This window comes from Micromonospora costi (genome assembly GCF_003626655.1).
Classification (GTDB): domain Bacteria; phylum Actinomycetota; class Actinomycetes; order Mycobacteriales; family Micromonosporaceae; genus Micromonospora; species Micromonospora costi.
On sequence record NZ_RBAN01000002.1, the window covers coordinates 227,024 to 242,568 of the forward strand.

The window sequence follows — 15,545 nt, forward strand, 5'->3', positions numbered from 1 at the left end:
TCGCAGGCCCGGCAATGCTGGAGCTGGCCGTCGTTCGGCGATAGCGTCCACACCGTCGTTGTGGCCGGTGCTGCGCGGCGCTGCTGCTCGCGGCACGACATGAGAGGACGGCGCGGGTGACCTTACCGCGACGCCGTCATGAGCCCAATGCCGAACAGGAGCACGCCGAGGATGGTGGCAGCAATGGTGATGGCGTTCCACCTGGAAAAGGTACGGCGTGCCCAGTCTTCGAAGTCGGATCTCACGGGCCAAGCCAACCATCCCTGTACAACCTCGCTAGGAGGCACGTCCGCGCGGGTCACGGCAGATCCGCATGTCTCCGGCCAGCCGCGAAGAGGTTCCTGGGATCATGGACAGCGTGGCCGGGTTCGGTTTTAAGACATCGTGGCTGGCTGTCCGGGACCGGACCCCTGGGGAGGTCGCCAATGCGCTTGAGCTGCACGACCGGGAGGTCCTCGACTGGAGCACCGGCACCGACCGGGCGTACCGGTATGGCGTGTATGTGGCCGCGCCGGTGCCAGGCTGGACCCTCGCCCACGGCCGGCTGCATGTGCCGGCGGGGTTCGACGCGACGGAGCCACCCTTCCCCGACTGGCTCAGGGAGCTGAGCAGGCACCTGGGCGAGGTGCAGTTTTTCGCCAGCGAGCGGGTCCCGGACTATCACGCCTGGGCCCGGGCCCAGGATGGTGAGCTGTTGCGCGCCTACTGCTTCATCGGAGAGCGAGGCGAGGTGCCGCTGTTCCTCGGTGGTCCGACAGTCGATGAAGTCGAGTTGGGCATCGGCATTCGCGGTACGGAGCCCGGGCGGGAACACTGGTCGGACGATGAGTGGACAGCCTGGTACGCCACGACGCCGTCCGAGTTCGACGTGATGACGATGGCCGGTCGCTGGAGCATCGACCCGAACACGATCGACGATGCCATCGTGACTGCGACCGGCATTTACGGGCTACCGCCGTCAGTCTCCAACACGTCTCCCACGGTCTCCTAGACCACCAGCGGTGGCGCTACGCAACGCCCGGTCGGCGCCAGATCCGCGCACCTGACCTCGGTTCAGACGGTGACAGTCTCAAGGGCGGATCTCTGCAGAGGGCCCTCGACCGGGCTCGGGGCTGCTTCGAGCAGTGAGCGGTCAGGGTGTGGACGCCCGCCGAACCTGCTCGAAGTGGAACTCGCGAATGAAACAGTCTCGTGGTTGGCCAACCGCGAAAAGCACGCAGTCGACGACCGACCGCGCGGTGAGGTCGCTGTTCACATGTCGCGGCCCGTCCTGAACGAAGTCCGGCGGAAACAGCGAAATCACCCGAATCCCTTCTGGCCGGAGCCGGTGCGACAGGATCTCAGCGAGCCCCGCGTGGGCATGCTTGGCGGCGTAGAACGTTGGATGCGCGCCAGAACGTCGGTGCCCTACCTCGCCGCAAGCGGAGATCATGTTGACGATGTCGGGCCGCGACGATGCCCGCAGCAGCGGCAGCAGATGTTTGGTCAACAGCATGGTGCCGGTCCCGCCCGCAGCCATCACGCTTTCGATCTTGTCGTCCGAGACGTCTCCCAGGTCGTCACCTTCGATGTATGGGGCACCGTTGTTGATCAGCACATCGAGGTGCGTCGTCCGGCCGGCCACGGCAGCGGCGAACGCGCGCACCGACTCCGGTACGGCGAGGTCGCAGTGAAATGCATCAGCCCGACCTGGCCCCCGCTGGCTGATCGCATCCGCAACATGCTCGGCCGCAGCCAGGTCGCGGGCCGAGAGGAAGATCTGTGCACCGCGCTCGGCGAAGGCTTCGGCCAGTAGTCGTCCGGTGTCACGTGCGGCACCGGTGATGGCGACGCGCAGGCCGTCAAGATTCATGGCCGAAGTGAAGCATCTGAACTCTAGTTGAGGTCAACAGGAACTTGCCAAGATCGGACATCCGCTCGTCGGCAGATCCGCTTGTCATTGTCGCGACGCCCCGGAGGCCATGTAGGCGGCGGGGATGCCGTTCGGGTGCCGGTCGAGGTTCGCGCGGGTTTGCGGCGTGAGGCATAAGGGCCGCGTTGTGAGCCGCTGTGAGCGGGGACCGTGTTCGCCAGAGCACACATACGCGGGTTCGAGGGTGCGGAATTCTTCCCGTCCCAACCCCCCTGTTGGGTGCTCGGAGGGTTCCGCCCGCCGCCGGGCCCGGACATCGGGCCGCCACGAGCTGGACGCCTCGGGTGCCGCGCAGTGCTTTGTGCGCCGACATCTCATCGAACACCGCAACCCGCGAGGGAGGACGAGCTCCTCCCGAGGCCACTGCGGCTTCCCGCGTCCCCTCCCGTGTGCCCGGCGACGGTCCCTTCGACCACCCGCTAACGCCCCGCCGCCTCGCCTCTGGTGACGGCGGCGGGGCCGGAGGTGACCTACTCATGTCTCGCCCCCCCGGCACGCCTGCGTGCCCTCATTCACCAGCGCACCATTCGCCTGGCCGGTCGTGTCGCCGCCGCGTCGGCACCGGTCGCACTCTCGCTGTCCGTGCCCGCAGCCGCGTACGCCAATACCGGCCTACCGATCTCGGTTGCGGCGAACTCGCTGCCGGTCGTGATCGGCAATCTGCAGACGTGGCCGATGGGCATCCTTGCCGCCCTGGCGACCCTGTTCCTCGTCCTCACCGGCGTCTACTGGGCCACCGCGGGCGGCGACCCGGTGCAGGTCGAGAAGGCCAAGGGCGCGCTGAAGAACGCCCTGGTCGGCTACGGCCTCGCGGTCCTCGCACCGGTGCTGCTGGACATCGTCCAGTCCATCGTCGAGGGTTGACATGGATTGGCTGCTCGAGCAGATCCTCGACTGGCTGACGACGGTGATCCTCGCGACCTTGGACGCACTGATCGGGGTGATCAGCAGCGCGCTGCTGATCACCCCTAACGTCACCGCCCTGCCGCAGGTACAGGCGTTGACCGGCCGTTCGATCCTGGTCGTCGACAGCGTCTTCGTGCTGACGTTCATCGCCGCCGGGATGCTGACCATGACCGCCGGTGGCAGCGAGAAGTCCCGCTACACGATCAAGGACCTCATCCCCCGGCTGATCGTCGGGTTTGTCACCGCCCATTTCTCTCAGCTGTGGTGCGGCATGTTGATCGACCTCGCCAATGCCCTCACCGCCGTGCTCACCATCGATGAGGGCGACAGCTATGGCGCGCTGCGTGCGATCAAGACGCACGTCGCCGCGGGACAGGACAAGACGCGGGGCTGCTGTTCGTGGTCTGCGTCGCGATCATCGCGTTCCTGCTTGCGGCGACGCAGGCCCGCAACCTGTGGACCGCCGACGAGGTTCTCGACTTCGCCGCCGAGGTGGGCCTGGACCGTACGGAGGCAGCCGAGGCACTGCGCAGCCGCCGTTACCGGGCCCGCGTGACGGCCGACCAGCGTGAGGCGCAGCGCCTCGGCGCCCGTGGCGCGCCGTTCCTCGTGTTCGATGGCCGCTTCGCCGTCCCCGGGGCCATCGGTACCGATGACCTGCTGGCGGTGATCACCAAGGCATGGGACGAAAGCCACCCCACGCCGCAGTCGCTGCCGGTCGTCGCTGGCACCGATGGCGTCTGCACCCCGGACGGCTGCGCATAGCCCGAGCCTGGCACCGCCTGACAGCCCTTCCGGAACCCCGCCGGCGACATCCCGCCCGGCATATCTCGCTAGCTTCCCGAGCCAACCGCTCGGGGGAACAAGCGATGGGCCCAAGAGGGTTCGCCATACCGACGTGGGGTTACAAACCATGACAAACCCGAAGGCGCAGGACAGTGCTCTGATCCTGATCGACCACCAGGTCATCTCGATGGGATTCATCAAGACCCAGTCGCCCGAGGTCGCCAAGTTGAACAGCATCACCCTGGTCAAGGCGGCCAAGATCCTCGGCATGCCCAACCTCTGGGCCAGCAGCACCGAGGACGACAACAAGGACTGGTGGATGCCCGGGCTGAAGGAGATCAGCCCGGAGGCCTACGCGAACCGGATCAAGCGCACCGGCATCGGACTCCTGGGACGACCCGGACTTCGTGCGGGCAGTCGAGGCCACCGGTAGCCGGACCCTGATCATGGCCGGCACCACCAACGACGGATGCCTGGTCTACACCGCCCTCAGCACCAAGCAGGCCGGATACGAGGTCTACGCGGTGCTCGACGCTGGAGGGTCGGTGTTCCAGTACTCCGAAGAAATCGCCCGACTGCGCATGATTCAGGCCGGCGTCAACCTGATCACCACCGCCGCGGTCCTCGGCGAACTCGCCAGGGACTGGGCCACTCCGCATGGCGCGCAGATTCGCAAGCTACTGGCTGAGAACCTCACGATCACCATCGGTGGATTCGGGTTGGCGAAGTAGACACAGTGCCCCAGCGGGCCCGACGGCAGGCTGCGCTCGCTCAACTCAGCCCCCCGCCGGGCCCGCGAACGGCCGTCCCAGTGAAGAGAGCGGAACAGGCAGCCCTCCCTGGCGCGCAACGCTGTAACGCACCATCGACGGGCAGCGCCTATCAATGTTGGAAGGCCGGGTGCGAGGCCTCGTAGACGGGCGGGACCGCCCGACCCCCGCGGTTCCGCCCGTTCAAAACCGATCAGCGCACCATGACGCGCGTGGGAGGCAACCCAATCACATGTCCAGGCCGACCCCGCGCACCCCACCGCCACACTGGCCGGGCCGCCACAACGGCACGGCAGCACCGCCGAGCTGGAACTTGCCTACTCAGCCCCTTCCTCACCGACGGCAATCAACAGGCGACTTGTGGCCGTTCGCCATGTTCGGCGGAATCACCTTGCCGATCGCGTGCCTCGCCATAATCGTGGTCGTGTTGGCACGATGACCATCGGCGCCTCGCCCCGGAGCCGCCGTCTGCCGGCGCCGAAGCGGCACCTTCCTCGATTCCCAACAGGTCCTGCTGCCATTGCGACCGCACGCAAGGGTGTCGCGGCCGCAGGACCGGAGCACCGGATCGCCCGGCGCGACCTTAATCTAACGCTGAGCAGGTGTCGGGTTCGTTTGGGAATGTGCGCGGGCATTGAGGAACCAATGCGCGGCGACCAATGGGATGACGCCGACGGGGTACCAGGCAACATCAATGAGGTCGAACTGGGCACCTAGCAGCTGGCGCGCGAGCCAGCTGCGTTGGGAGAGTGCCGCGGGTATGGGGGTGAGCTGTGCAAATTCGATGAACCAGCAGTATGCGATCGCGGCGCCGCTGGCGGCCAGTGGAGAGATCAGCGGCCATATGAAGATCACGATCGTGTAGACGATGGCCGCGGACAAGGCGGCGCCAGCGTACTGTTCGATGGGCCCCTCCATCGTGGCGCGGATTGCGAAGGCCGCGGCTGCAAAGCCGGCTGCCGATACCACCATCAGCAGCCGAGTCCAGCGCACTGCGAGCGACATCGCGCCATCATAAGTGGCAGCGCAGCTAAGGTGGCAGCTGGTCTGCTGAGCTTGGACGGGCTGCAACTGCACCGCTGCCCATTGCAAGGCTCAGCTGCCGCACCCGATCGTTAACGCCGTGACCTGCTCACGCTCCTTCATCAGGCGGGATAGACAGCAGTTGACGTACTTTCAAGCCGTTGAGTACCCGTGTGAAACAGGACGCCGCACCCGCTCTGACCTGTGGTAACGACGAGTCACAGCTAGGGCTCGGTGCAGTTGAGTGCGGTGCGGTGCGGTTGGGTGCCCTTCGAAGTCGTTCAGGGCACGCTACTGCTTTCAGCCTGCTGCCGGATCCGGAGCAAAGCCGCAGGAGAGGGTAGGTGCCGTTGGCTGCAGTTGGCCGCCGTTCTATGCGTGTCAGCGCCGTTCGCACACCCTCCGTTGCTCTCAACCCGCTCCCCCGTCGACGCAAGCTTGGGAGGACAGGCTGACATCCTCCGTCGATGTCTCAACCGGGTGCCGTAGGAATGCGTGTTCTCGACGGGCAGGCCAGATGCGGGAGAGAACCTCGTCGTCGAAGGCAGCGGCCATCAGTGCTGGACGGCGAACCGGGCGGGCGGAAGACCGGCTACGCCGACGTCCGCAGCGAACACCGCTCCGGACACCTCGGCGCCGTCCGACCGGGCGGTGGTGACGAACATCCAGCGGTAGTCAGGACCGCCGAACGACACGTTCGTGACCAGCGGCGCGGGCACGCGTAACGCGCGGTCCGGGACGAGCCCGGGCGTGTAGCGGAACAGCATGCCGGATCCCCACGACGCCACCCAGACTCCGCCGTCGGCGTCGACGGCGATCCCGTCGGGGTGCGCGACCCGGACCGCGGCGGCCCGAGTGCCGCGCCTCTCGTACGCCGTCACCGTGTCGGCGAACGTGTCAGCGTGGTAGAGGATGCGACCGTCCGGGCTGGTGTCGACGCCGTTGGACGCGCCCACGCATCCGGCAAGGACGACATGATTCAGGTCCTGATCCATCACGTACAGGGACGCGCGTTCGGCCCGCGTCCGGTCGATCGACCCGACGTAGAGGTTGCCGTCGCGTCCGCACACCGCGTCGTTCAGCGCCAGGTCGACCGGCCCGGGTAGCGACAGCAATGGTTGAAAGATCCCGTCGGCGGGGTCGAGGGCACCGATGTCCCGCCCGGAGACCCCGAGCCACCCCCCGTCGGCCCGCGGTACAAGGGCGGTGACCGCCCGACCACACGTCACGGCGGAGGCGGCGCCGGTGGCGGGATCGAGGGTCCAGAGCCGGCGGCCGTCGATGTCCACCAGCCGCAGAAGGGCGAGAGCGGCGTCCCAGACCGGGCACTCCCCCAGCTCACAGCGCAGATCGCCCACCACCGACCAGTCGGGGTCCTCGGGCGTCACAGCCATCTCGCCCGTAGATCGGGGCGGAGCCACGCCGCCGGTGAGGCGATGGACAGGCCTCCGTCGACCGGCAGGACGACGCCGGTGATGAAATCCGCCCCTGGGGAGGCGAGGAAGGCCACGGCGGCGGCGACGTCGTCGGGTCGGCCGACTCGCCGCAGTGGATACCCTTCGGTGACCGAGGGCAGGTCAGCCTTGCCGATCATGCCCGGAGCGACAGCGTTGACGCGGACCCCCGCTGGACCGTACTCCAGAGCTAGCTGGCGCACGAGTCCCTCCACGCCGGCTTTCGCGGCCGCGTAGCCGGGCAGGCCGGGCGCGGCGAGGTTCGCGTTGACCGAGCTGACCGCGACGACGGCGCCGCCGCGCGGTAGCAGGGGCAGGGCCGCGCGGACGACGTAGAACGTCGAGCCGAGGGTCACGTCGATGGCCGCCCGCCACTGCACGTCGGTGGTCCGCGTCGCCGCGGCGACCGGCATGACCGCGGCGGCGGGCACCACGACGTCGAGCCGGCCGAGGATGCGGTGGGCCTCGGCGACGGCGCGGGCCGCAGCCTCCGGGTCGGCGCAGTCGGCCACCAGCTCTGCCGCGAAGGCCGGGTCGCTGTGCTGCTCGAGGGAGACGCCCACCACGCGATCGCCGGCTTCGGTGAAGGTGCGGGCGATCGCGGTGCCGATCGGCGAGGAGCCGCCGATGACGAGGATGCCGCGTCCGCTCACCGGGCAAGTCCGAGGTCGGCGAGGATCGCGGCGAGCGAGTCGCGGCTGGCCGGGTCGAGCGGGCGGGCCGGCGACCGTACGGTGGCGTCGGCGATGAGGCCACGCCGCACCAGCACCTCCTTGTGCACCGCCCAGGCGATGCCCTGCTGAAGTCCGAAGAGGATCAGTGGCAGCAGCCGGGCGAACTCGGCTCGGGCGTCGGCGTGCCGGCCGGCTTGCCAGTCGGCGAGCACCGGACCGAGCAGGTCGGGGAACTCGCAGGCGGGCATGGTGCCGATCGCTCCACGGGCGTACTCCTCCAGGCAGAACTGGGCGTTCTGGCCGCCGAGCACGGCGAAGCGGTCGTCGGCGCGGGCGGCGACCACCGCGGCGACCTTGGGCGCGGTCGGCGGCGATTCGACCTTGACGGAGGTGACGCCGTCAAGTTTGCCGAGTTCGGCGATGAGGACGGGCGGCATCGTGACACCGGTGGCGCCGGGCGCGTCCTGGACCATGACCTCGACCCCGGTGGCGGCGGCCACATCGGCGTAGAAGGTGAGCAGCTGATCGGGGGTCGGCTTCACCATGAACGGAGGAAGCACCATCAGTGCGGAGGCCCCACCGGCCACCGCGGCGCCGGCCTGTTCAATCGCGGTCACTGTCGACGTGCCGTTGACCCCGGCGACGACCGGGACCGCGCCGGCGACTACCTCGGTGACGGCTGTGAGGATCTGGGCCCGCTCCTCGGTGGTGAGCGCGAAGCCTTCGCTCGCCATGCCGAAGACGGCGACGCCGGTGACGCCGCTGGCGAGCTGGAACTCGGTCAGCCGACGCAGGCTGGGCAGATCGAGGGCGCCGTCGGACTCGAACGGGGTAGCGAGGATCGGCACGAGACCGTGCACGGTGTGGGGCACTCAGGACTCCTTGGCCAGGGCGCGAACCGCCTCGGCGTCGACGTTGACGCCGAGACCGGGTCCCGCGGGCAGATCGAACGCGGCCGGGTGCACGGGCACCGGCCCGGTGAGGATGCGGGATCCGACCTCGGTGGAGCTCGGCTGGTACTCGAACGCGGCGAGGTCGGCGACTACCGCGGCGACATGCAGGCCGGCCGCCAGGGAGACACCCATGCCGACCGAGTGGTGCGGTGCGACGGGCACATGCCGGGCAGCGCACAGTTCGGCGATCGCCATCGCCTCGGTGATGCCGGTACGGGCCACGTCCGGCTGGGCGATCCGTAACGCCCGGGCATCCAGCCACTGCGCGAACTCGTACCGGTTGCGCAGCGTCTCGCCGACCGCGACCGGCAGCGCGGCACGCGCGGCCAGTTCGGCGTGCCCGGCGATGTCCTCCGGCGCCAGCGGTGCCTCCAGGAACCAGGCACCCCGTTCGGCGAGTCCCTGGGCCAGCGCGACGGCCTCGTCCACCCCGTACGCCCAGTGCCCGTCGACCGCGACCCGCAGGTCGGGGGCGCTGTTCCGCACGGCATCGACGGTCGCGAGGTCGGCGGCGACGCCGTGACCCAGGTGCAGCTTGACTGCGGTGGCTCCGCGGTCCACCCAGTCACGGGCCAGGGCCGCCCGCTCGGGATCGGTGGGCCGGGGCAGTCCGGAGACGTACGTGGGCAGGCGGGTACGGAACGCGCCGCCGAGCAGCTGCGCGACACCGAGCCCGGCCAGCCGGCCGGCGAGGTCCCACAGCGCGATGTCGACGGCGGCGAGGGCATCCGCCTGGTGGCCGACCAGGTGCCCGCGCTCACGCATCAGGTCGCGCAGCCGGTGCCAGGCCGGGCGGGGGGCGGTGGCGTCCATGCCGACCAGTACCGGGGCGATGAGCAGGTCGACGATGGCGGCCGGCACCTCCGGCGCCACCGGGGCGAGGGCCTCCCCCCAGCCGGTGGTGCCGTCCTCGGCCACCACCTCCACCAACAGGGTCTCGTATCGGGAGGAGTAGAGGCTGCGCCATGGTTCGCGCACCTCGTAGCCGCTGCCGATCGCACCGCCGTCCTGCTTCGGCCCCAGGTACGCCTCGTCGGCGCGCACCTTCAGCACGTGGGTGTGCACCGCGCGGACCCGCATCATGCCTCCTTGCCGCAGACCAGCCGTACCGGGCGGGACCGCCGGTCACCGACCTGCACCGTGTACGTGAACCCGGCCGACAGCTCGTCCACCGGCACGGTCCACTCATTGGGGTAGACCGTGCGGTCGAGGTGCTGCCACGTGGCGCCGTCGTCGAGGGACCAGTGCAGGGTCGCGGCGTCGCTGGTGGCCGCCTGCACGTACGCGTGGTAGCGGCTGCCGTCCGGCTTGGGGATCAGAATGCCGCGCACCGGGCCGACCGGGCCGTCGTCGAAGTGATGCGCACCGACGGGCGTGGCGTCCGTGCGGTGCAACGGCACGTCCAGCGGGCCGACGCCGTAGACGATGACGGCGGTGATGCCGTGCCCGGAGATGTTGACGGTGAGCCGTTGGTCGACGACGCTGGCCGGTTCCGCTTCGCCGCGGTCTCGGATCACGGCCGCCCGGTACGGCACCCCCGGGGTCATCGGCACCCGCGCCGCGTCCAGCGTCACGGTCACCGTCGTCGGGGCCGCCGCGGCGTTGGTGAGACTCACGCAGAGCACGTCACCGCCCTCGGCGGCGATCCAGTTGACCTGCTCGGTGTCCAGGCGTACGAGCCCCTTTGGCAGCCAGAGCCAGACGCCGTCCGCACCGTGGAAGCGGCCCGGTCGGTGGCCGTAGATGCGGTAGGCGAACCAGACGTAGTTCTGCTCGAACTCGGCCGGGAAGTGGATTGCGCCGCCGGAGCGGGTCTCGTGCTCGGCGATCAGGTAGTCGATGGCCATGCCGAGCTGGGCCGGCGCGTGGTGGTAGTAGACGGTGGTGTTGCCGAACGGCCCGGTGTAGGGGAAGTCCGGGCGCAGGTGGTGCGCGGTGAACTGTCGGTAGTAGTAGCCGGGGTAGTTCGTGAACCGTCCGACCAGCGCGTTGTGCGCCACGTCCCGCAGCAGGTCGTCGCTGGTGTGAGCGGCGAGCCGGAGCAGGAACGGCGCCCACGCCGGGTTGAGGGTGAACCCGTTGAACCGGTAGGTGTTGATGGCCTCGATGCTCAGTCCGGTCGGCGACACCTGCCAGGCCGGCACCTCCTCGTCGGGCACGTCGGTGACCGGATACGGGTACAGGGCGGCAGGGTCCCACCAGCCGCTGAGCTCGATCTGCCGGTCGACGAACAGGGGCCGCTGCGGCACGGTCACCGTGGCGTCGGGCACCGGTCGGGCGAAGACCATGGTGACGAAACGCTTCGCCTCGGCGTACGCGGCGTCCAGGTAGTGCGCGCGGCCGGTCTCTTCGTACATCTCCAGCAGGTCGACCCAGGCACGGCAGTAGTAGATGGCGAAGTCGTGCGGGTCGGCCTCGCCGTCGTACGGCTGGCCGAGTTCTTCGGCGACGTACCGGTCGGCGGCTTCCTCGGCCTGCTGCCGCCAGGTGGCGTCGCGGGTCATCCGGTACGCGGCCAGCGGTGCGCTCATCGGGCTGCGCTTGAGCCAGTAGTCCTGCGCGTCGAGTGAGGACAGTGCCAGCTCGCGGGCGGCGGTGAGGGCACCCCGGGACAGCGTGTGCAGCGGGGCGAGGGCGGGCGCGCCGAACGGGGTGCCGCACAGCATGTTCTTCGTCGGGTCGCCGTAGACCGTGGCGTCCGCGCGCGGCGTCCAGCCGTACGCGTTGCGCGACAGGTGGAACTCGGCCGTCGGTAGCGCCCTTTCCTCGTACAGCTCGTCGTCGCCGGTCAGCAGATAGGCACCGAGCAGCACCGAGGTGGTGGTGGCACGGACGGCCTGGTCGTTCTCGATGTCGATGAAGCCCTTGGCGCGGCTCCACCAGCCGCTCGGCGAGCCCTGGTAGTCGACCCGGTCGTCGCTGGTCGGGCCGGCCTTCATCAGGTCGATGAGGTGGTGCACGGTGTCGGTGAGTGAGGCGTGGACATTGCGCCGGTATGCGTAGTAGCCGTACTCACCGCGCAGCAGGTCACGGTAGGCGTCGTACAGCTCGGTGCGTGCGGCGTAGAGGCCGACGGTGAACCGGTACGGTTCGCCGGCGCGCAGGTCGGCCCGCCGCCCGTACTGCGGGGCGTAGAGGGTCGGCTGAACTCGCCCGTCGGGGGTGCGCAGGGCCATCCCGAACGGCTGGTCGTCGTCGCCGCGACCCGACTCGTACTCGAACGGCAGCTCGGTAGCGGGGGCGAACAGGCCGGTGGTGACGGGCCCGCGCTGCACCAGGCACATCGGCGCGAACAACTCGTCGCGGCCCACCGAGGCGGGCCCGCCGATCATCCGGGCGTGCCGCAACGGACCGCACAGCACCTCGTCGACGTCGTCCTCGTGGGTGGCGGCGAAGGCCCGGTAGGCGACCACGAACCGGCCGTCGACCCGTGGGGTCAGCGCGATGTCGACCAACGGATGCGGCCCCGCCAACCGCCAGGTGACCGTGAGGGTGAACAGGTCGCCGCCGCCGCGCAGCCGCACCGCGTTCGCGCCGAGCGGTTCGACCGCGTCGAACCGTACGGGGTGCGCGTCGAGGCTGCGTTGGAGATCGCGCCGGCTACCGCCGTCGCCGTGCAGCACCAGCCACCGCTCGCCGAGCGGCTCGCCGGCGGGTTCCCAGCCGCGCTCGCCCCGGATCAGCAGCTGCGCGGCGTACCCCGACCGGTCGTCCCAGCGCACGGCCGCGACGTCCAGGCGGTACGCGGCGCCCTCCACCGCGGTGTACGGCTCGACGACGGCGGCGGCCGGGTCGATGTCGGTGGCCGGACGTCGGTGGGCGGGGGCCGTGCGGGGGCCCAGGTCGACCACCTCGACCGGGCCGAAGCCGGCGACGGTCCCGGCGGCCCCGAACCCGACGCCGCCCCCCTCGATCGGGTCGGGATCGGAGGCCGTCGCCGCGGTGCGTCCGTCGACCGTGACCGTGATCCGGCCGTCCACGACAGTTACCTCGACGGGGAGCCACCGGTCGAAGTCGAAGGCCAGGATGTCGTCGGCGAGCAGCTCGTCGCGCCCGCCGGCGTGGCGCAGCACCGACAGGTACCGCACCCCGGTGCGGACCCGCAGGCGGACCGCGTACCACTGCGCGGCGTCGGCGTTGACCCGCAGCTCCGCGGTGCTGACGTCGGCGCCGTGCCGCGGCTCGGGCAGTCGCACCGCGGTGCGGACCGCGTGGTTGCCGATCATCGCCGCTAGCGGCGCCCCGAGCAGGTGCCGCCCGTCGGGCTGGCCGCGACCGTCGAGTTCCACGTTCGCGTCGAACGGGTCGACAATCCGATCGACGACTGGAAATGCATGATCAGACGCCACGGGAGCGCCTCTGCGCCACGATCCTGCAACTCGTATGCAATCGGCGGTTGACACGATGCAACATGGGGGCCACTCTTGCACAGCAATGGATGGGCGTCCAGAAGGAGATGCCGGTGGCAAGTGATCAGGGCACCAACCAAAGCGTCGAGAAGGCGGCCTCCGTGCTGAACGCCTTCCTCGCCGGCCAGCCCGCGCTGCGGGTCTCCGACGTCGCCCGTCACGCCGGCCTCGGCCAGTCGACCGCGTCCCGCCTACTGGCCACACTCGAGGGCTGCGACCTCGTGCAGCGCGACCAGCTCAGCGGCCTCTACCAGCTCGGCCCCGCGCTCATCACGATGGCGGGCGTCGCCCTCAACAGCCACCCGGTGCACCGCGAGGCCCGCCAGCGGGCGCAGAACCTCGCCGCCGAGCTCGGCCTCGGCGCCAACGTGGCCGTCCGCAGCGGCGCGACGCTGTTCTACCTGTGCAACTTCGAGGGCACCCTCGCCCCGCGGTCGTTCGTCCTCATCGGCCAGCACAACCCGCTGCACGCCACGGGAATCGGGAAATGCCTGCTCATCGGCACCGACCCCGAACAACGCCGGGCCCTCCTGCCCGACCTGCGTGCGTACACCCCGTCCACCATCACCGATCACGCCGCGCTGGACGAGGCCGTCGCACAGGCCGCCCAGCGCCGCTACGCCACCGAGGTCGAGGAACTGGCACTGGGCCGCGCCTGTATCGCGTCTCCGATCCTCGACCACACCGGCACCGTGTGCGCCGCGCTGTCGGTCTCCGGACCGCTCTCCGCGATCGCCCTGGACACCCGGGAGGCCGAGCTGTCCCGCATGGTCATCGAAGCCGCCGACGCCATCAGCACCGGGCTGGGTTACCTCGGCCCCGCCGACCGCGTCCCCCCGCGGATGCAGGCAGTGCGATGAGCACCAAGACCGCCCGTCCCGGGACCACCGGACGCGTGCCGGCGTCCCGACCCGCGGGCGACCGGCCGCCGCGGCGGCTCGGCGACGGCGCGTTCGCCGCGCTGCTGATGCTTCCCGGCCTGGCGATGCTCGCGGCGATCGTCGTGTACCCGCTGGTGGCCTCAATGGTCACCGCGTTCTTCGAGCAGAGCCTGGTGGAACCCGGTCGCAGGTTCGTCGGCCTGCAGAACATCACCGAGTTGCTCGGCGGCGACTTCTGGCGGTTGCTGTGGCAGACCCTGGTCTTCACCGTCGGCGCCACGATCGCACCGTTCCTCGTCGGCCTGGCCCTCGCGCTCGCCCTGAACACCCGCATCCGCGGTCGCGCCGCCCTCCGTGGCCTGCTGCTCATCCCGTGGCTGGTGCCCAGCGTCGTCGTCTCGTTCCTCTGGATGTGGATCTTCAACGCGAACTACGGCCTCGCCAACGGTGCACTGGAGGCGCTCGGCCTGATCGACTCCCCGCAGGCCTGGCTCGCCGGCTCGGGCACCGCGATGACCGCGGTCATCGTCGCTAAGACGTGGGCCAGCTTCCCGTGGATCATGGTGATGCTGCTCGCCGGGCTGCAGACCGTACCGGTCGAGCTGCACGAGGCGGCCGAGACCGACGGCGCGGGCGCGGTGCAGCGGTTCTTCGCCGTCACCCTACCGCACCTGCGCGGCATCATCGGCATCGTCCTGCTGCTGGAACAAATCTGGAACTTCCAGCACTTCGACCTGATCTACGTGATGACCGGCGGCGGCCCCGCCGGCGCCACGGAAACCTTCGCCACCGCGGTCTACGAGACCGCCTTCCAGGGCTTCGACCTCGGCCGGGCCGGCGCACTCGGCCTGCTCTGGATGGTGCTGCTGCTCGTCATGGTCGCGATCTACGTCCGCCGGTCCGAGCGGGAGGGACAGCTGTGAGCAAGCGCTCCGCACGGGAGAGCCGCGGGTCCCGCGCCGCGGCATGGACCGCCGTCGTCATCCTCGGCGGCTTCGGGCTGCTGCCGGTCTACTGGATGCTCGCCACCGCGTTCACCCCGGCCCAGGAGACCTTCCGCTACCCGCCGTCGTTCGTGCCCACCGAGCTCACGCTGGAGAACTTCACGCGCCTCGCCGACGAACCCGATCTGGCCCGTTACCTGGTCAACAGCCTGGTGGTCTCCATCGTCACCGCGGTGCTGAGCGTCATCGTCTCCGCATACATGGGCTACGCCTTCTCCAAGTTCCGCTTCCGCGGCCGACGCAGCCTCATGTACTTCGTGCTGTCCTCGCAGATGTTTCCCCAGGCGCTCCTGCTGGTCACCCTGTACGCCCTGTTCAGCGCCTACCACCTGCTCGACACCTACACCGCGCTGGTGCTGTCGTTCACCACCTTCACGCTGCCGCTCTGCGTCTGGATGCTCAAGGGCTTCTTCGACACCATCCCCGACACCCTCGTCGAAGCCGCCCGCGTCGACGGCGCGTCCCGGCTGCGCACCATCCACTCGGTCATCCTGCCGCTGTCGGCACCCGGCCTCATCGCCGCCGGGCTGTTCGCGTTCGTCCGCGGCTGGAACGACTTCATCTTCGCCCTCACCCTGGCCGGACGCGAGAAGACGACACTGCCACCCGGCCTGGTGAACGCGTTCCTTGGCGAGGCGACCGCGCAGTGGGCCGAGCTCATGGCCGCCTCGCTGCTCGCGTCGCTGCCCGTCGTGGTCGCGTTCATCGCATTGCAACGGTTCCTGGTCGGCGGCATCACCGCCGGCGCCATCAAGGGATAAACCCACCCGTCC

At 69.7% G+C, this 15,545-nt stretch carries 16 protein-coding genes; 9 read left to right on the plus strand and 7 right to left on the minus strand.

Going from position 1 to position 15,545, the window contains the following annotated elements:
* Positions 1-349 precede the first annotated feature (349 nt).
* Entirely contained in the window at positions 350-991 is a 642-nt protein-coding gene (locus D7193_RS11910) for a hypothetical protein (RefSeq protein WP_120779559.1), read from the plus strand.
* Between the two features lie 141 nt (positions 992-1,132).
* Here D7193_RS11910 and D7193_RS11915 read toward each other — a convergent pair whose 3' ends face one another.
* Entirely contained in the window at positions 1,133-1,852 is a 720-nt protein-coding gene (locus D7193_RS11915) for an SDR family NAD(P)-dependent oxidoreductase (RefSeq protein ID WP_120779560.1), read from the minus strand.
* 558 nt (positions 1,853-2,410) lie between these two features.
* Here D7193_RS11915 and D7193_RS11920 point away from each other — a divergent pair.
* The 5 genes from D7193_RS11920 (at position 2,411) to D7193_RS11935 (ending at position 4,335) form a co-directional block, all read left to right on the plus strand.
* Positions 2,411-2,776, plus strand: a complete 366-nt coding sequence (locus tag D7193_RS11920; protein ID WP_446686247.1) for a pilin — start codon at positions 2,411-2,413, stop codon at positions 2,774-2,776.
* Between the two features lies 1 nt (position 2,777).
* Entirely contained in the window at positions 2,778-3,374 is a 597-nt protein-coding gene (locus tag D7193_RS33855; protein WP_241562949.1) for a hypothetical protein, read from the plus strand.
* On the plus strand, positions 3,311-3,583 hold the full coding sequence (locus D7193_RS33860; RefSeq protein ID WP_241562950.1) for a DsbA family oxidoreductase: 273 nt from the start codon (positions 3,311-3,313) through the stop codon (positions 3,581-3,583). Before D7193_RS33855 ends, D7193_RS33860 begins: the two co-directional genes overlap by 64 nt.
* A gap of 148 nt (positions 3,584-3,731) precedes the next feature.
* Positions 3,732-4,037 carry a cysteine hydrolase family protein gene (locus D7193_RS11930; protein ID WP_120779561.1) on the plus strand — a complete coding sequence of 102 codons (306 nt, stop codon included), beginning with the start codon at positions 3,732-3,734 and terminating at the stop codon, positions 4,035-4,037.
* Positions 4,012-4,335: an isochorismatase family protein gene (locus D7193_RS11935; protein ID WP_120779562.1), complete on the plus strand. Its 324-nt coding sequence runs from the start codon at positions 4,012-4,014 to the stop codon at positions 4,333-4,335. Before D7193_RS11930 ends, D7193_RS11935 begins: the two co-directional genes overlap by 26 nt.
* A gap of 627 nt (positions 4,336-4,962) precedes the next feature.
* On the opposite strand, the gene D7193_RS11940 is transcribed toward D7193_RS11935, so the two are convergent.
* The 6 genes from D7193_RS11940 to D7193_RS11965 all read right to left on the minus strand — a co-directional run bounded on the left by D7193_RS11940 (position 4,963) and on the right by D7193_RS11965 (position 12,827).
* Positions 4,963-5,379, minus strand: coding sequence for a ribosomal maturation YjgA family protein (locus tag D7193_RS11940; RefSeq protein ID WP_120780352.1), 417 nt, complete (start codon positions 5,377-5,379; stop codon positions 4,963-4,965).
* Positions 5,380-5,951: 572 nt separating this feature from the next.
* The gene (locus D7193_RS11945; protein ID WP_120779563.1) at positions 5,952-6,791 is read right to left on the minus strand and encodes an SMP-30/gluconolactonase/LRE family protein; all 840 of its coding nucleotides are present in this window, start codon (positions 6,789-6,791) and stop codon (positions 5,952-5,954) included.
* Positions 6,782-7,504: an SDR family NAD(P)-dependent oxidoreductase gene (locus D7193_RS11950; protein WP_120779564.1), complete on the minus strand. Its 723-nt coding sequence runs from the start codon at positions 7,502-7,504 to the stop codon at positions 6,782-6,784. Before D7193_RS11950 ends, D7193_RS11945 begins: the two co-directional genes overlap by 10 nt.
* Positions 7,501-8,397 (minus strand): dihydrodipicolinate synthase family protein, encoded by an 897-nt coding sequence (locus D7193_RS11955; RefSeq protein WP_120779565.1) that lies wholly within the window; start codon positions 8,395-8,397, stop codon positions 7,501-7,503. Before D7193_RS11955 ends, D7193_RS11950 begins: the two co-directional genes overlap by 4 nt.
* A complete protein-coding gene (locus tag D7193_RS11960; protein WP_174242612.1) occupies positions 8,398-9,558 on the minus strand; it encodes a mandelate racemase/muconate lactonizing enzyme family protein in 1,161 nt (386 codons plus the stop codon).
* Positions 9,558-12,827, minus strand: coding sequence for a YyaL domain-containing protein (locus D7193_RS11965; RefSeq protein WP_206611891.1), 3,270 nt, complete (start codon positions 12,825-12,827; stop codon positions 9,558-9,560). The genes D7193_RS11960 and D7193_RS11965 overlap by 1 nt, the downstream gene beginning before the upstream one ends.
* 113 nt (positions 12,828-12,940) lie before the next feature.
* Here D7193_RS11965 and D7193_RS11970 point away from each other — a divergent pair, with 113 nt between their 5' ends.
* From D7193_RS11970 to D7193_RS11980, 3 genes are read left to right on the plus strand one after another with little or no spacing between them, the layout of a single operon-like run.
* Positions 12,941-13,747, plus strand: coding sequence for an IclR family transcriptional regulator (locus tag D7193_RS11970; protein WP_241562951.1), 807 nt, complete (start codon positions 12,941-12,943; stop codon positions 13,745-13,747).
* The gene (locus D7193_RS11975) at positions 13,744-14,691 is read left to right on the plus strand and encodes a carbohydrate ABC transporter permease (protein ID WP_120779568.1); all 948 of its coding nucleotides are present in this window, start codon (positions 13,744-13,746) and stop codon (positions 14,689-14,691) included. Before D7193_RS11970 ends, D7193_RS11975 begins: the two co-directional genes overlap by 4 nt.
* On the plus strand, positions 14,688-15,533 hold the full coding sequence (locus tag D7193_RS11980; RefSeq protein ID WP_241562952.1) for a carbohydrate ABC transporter permease: 846 nt from the start codon (positions 14,688-14,690) through the stop codon (positions 15,531-15,533). The genes D7193_RS11975 and D7193_RS11980 overlap by 4 nt, the downstream gene beginning before the upstream one ends.
* Positions 15,534-15,545: the final 12 nt, after the last annotated feature.

Excerpts from the sequence above, each read along its gene's own strand:
- D7193_RS11940 (WP_120780352.1), bottom strand. The coding sequence starts at position 5,379 with ATGTCGCTCGCAGTGCGCTGGACTCGGCTGCTGATGGTGGTATCGGCA.
- D7193_RS11960 (WP_174242612.1), bottom strand. The coding sequence starts at position 9,558 with ATGCGGGTCCGCGCGGTGCACACCCACGTGCTGAAGGTGCGCGCCGAC.
- D7193_RS11975 (WP_120779568.1), top strand. The coding sequence starts at position 13,744 with ATGAGCACCAAGACCGCCCGTCCCGGGACCACCGGACGCGTGCCGGCG.
- D7193_RS11930 (WP_120779561.1), top strand. The coding sequence starts at position 3,732 with ATGACAAACCCGAAGGCGCAGGACAGTGCTCTGATCCTGATCGACCAC.
- D7193_RS11910 (WP_120779559.1), top strand. The coding sequence starts at position 350 with ATGGACAGCGTGGCCGGGTTCGGTTTTAAGACATCGTGGCTGGCTGTC.
- D7193_RS33855 (WP_241562949.1), top strand. The coding sequence starts at position 2,778 with ATGGATTGGCTGCTCGAGCAGATCCTCGACTGGCTGACGACGGTGATC.
- D7193_RS11915 (WP_120779560.1), bottom strand. The coding sequence starts at position 1,852 with ATGAATCTTGACGGCCTGCGCGTCGCCATCACCGGTGCCGCACGTGAC.
- D7193_RS11945 (WP_120779563.1), bottom strand. The coding sequence starts at position 6,791 with ATGGCTGTGACGCCCGAGGACCCCGACTGGTCGGTGGTGGGCGATCTG.